Source organism: Thermosipho affectus (genome assembly GCF_001990485.1).
GTDB classification, from domain to species: domain Bacteria; phylum Thermotogota; class Thermotogae; order Thermotogales; family Fervidobacteriaceae; genus Thermosipho; species Thermosipho affectus.
This window is the reverse complement of sequence record NZ_LBFC01000012.1, coordinates 1-1811: the sequence shown is the minus strand read 5'-3', so window position 1 is coordinate 1811 and position 1811 is coordinate 1. Positions and strand designations below refer to the sequence as shown.

Below are 1811 nucleotides of genomic sequence, written 5' to 3'. Positions count from 1 at the left end.
TTATAATTTAAAATTTGATAAGTATTGATTTAGACCTTCTACAGCGTTATTTAAATCATCTGAATATATTTTTACTTCTGATGCTTGTTTTGCTTGATTTTCCACTTGTTCTGCCATGTGTTTTATTTCTTCTTCCACTTCCATCAACGTCTTTGTTACCCTATCTATTGCCGCACTTACTTCTTCTGATGCTCCACTTTGTTCTTCTGATGTCGCTGCCAAGTCATTTGTCATTCCGTATATGTCTTCTATCTTTTCCAATAATTCCACTATTGATTCACTTACTTTCTCCGATGATTCTACTGAATCTTCTATCTTTTCCCCTACTTCTTCTGTGTATTTTGCCACGTTTACCGCTTGATCCTTTATTGCATTTAATACTTCTGCTATCTTTTGTGTTTGACTTTTACTTTCTTCGGCTAGTTTCCTTATTTCATCCGCAACTACTGCAAATCCCCTTCCTGCTTCTCCTGCTCTTGCCGCTTCTATCGCTGCATTAAGCGCTAGTAAATTCGTCTGTTCCGCTATGTTTGATATTGTTCCTACTATTTCCCCTATCATATTTGATGATTCTTCCATCTCACGTACCGATTTTTCTGTCTCCTTCATCGTTTCGTTTACTTTCATTATTACTTCTTTTAGTTCTTTTACTCTTCCTGATGAGTCTGTTGCCTTCTCTTTCATCTCTTCTGCTTTCCTTGCCAAATTCTCCGCATAGTTTGCTATGTTTTGCGCGCCTGATGCTATCTCTTCCATTCCACTGTTTGCCTCTTCTGTCGCCGATACTACTTCTTGTAATTCATATGTCGCTTTGTTTACCGTTTCTGTTGCATCTTTTGCTGCTCTTTCTGTGTCTTCTACTAGGTTGTCCAATAACTGTGATACTGAGTATACTTGTGAGTTTAGTTTCATTACTTCTCCTACCGTTTGCTTGAAATTATCCACCAATATCTTAAACGCATTTGTTAGTTGACTTATCTCATCTTTCCCTTTTCTTTCTTTTATCTCTACCGTTAAGTCTTTTTCCGATACTCTCTTTGCTATTTCACTTATCTCTATTATTGGTTTACTTATTGATTTCGATACAAAGTATGCTATTATCGCTGCTATTAATGCAACTATTATTCCCGTTAGTATCCCTAGATTTACTATATTTTTCGCTTCCTTTATCACTTCCGAGTAATTTATTGTAGCCATTACTTTCAACGGTAAATCATCTATCTTTATAAAGCTTGCAAATTTTTCATATCCATTGTATTTATACCTTACACTCCCTTTGTCTTTTGATAAGAGTTCTTCTTTTAGCTTCTCAAGCCCTTTTTCCTTTGCTATGTCTAGTTCGTTTATTTTACTTTCATCTGGATGTGCCACCACTAACGTGTCGTATATTATACTTACTATTCCATTTTCTCCTATCTTTGCCCCTTTTATCATATCTTGTAGTATGCTTTGTGGATATAATCCAACTAATACCGCAACTACGTTATCACTGAAGTCTTTTACTGGTACAGCAACTGCTATGGTGCTTGTAGAATTGTATTCAAATGGTATGTATATGTCATATTCTTTTTCCTTGTTTTTTATCTTGTCAATTATATCTTTTAACTTCTCTGGAAAATTAATTGATAACTCACCTGTCTCATCAAGTACTTCACCTGTTTCTAATATAGATCGGGAGAGCGGCGGGTAGGGGAAGAGGGGAGATCTCGGGGGGCGCCGGATCATTAAAAAAAAAAAAAAGAGACAGAGTCACAGCAGCGGTCGCGTTGTCAGAATCAGACGCAAGCGAGTGACCACAGTGCGAGAGATAC

At 36.7% G+C, this 1811-nt stretch carries 1 protein-coding gene; it reads right to left on the bottom strand.

All coding sequences use genetic code 11. From position 1 onward, the window contains the following. The gene (locus XJ44_RS03345; RefSeq protein ID WP_233119504.1) at window positions 1-1725 is read right to left on the bottom strand and encodes a methyl-accepting chemotaxis protein; all 1725 of its coding nucleotides are present in this window, start codon (window positions 1723-1725) and stop codon (window positions 1-3) included. Between the last annotated feature and the right edge of the window lie 86 nt (window positions 1726-1811).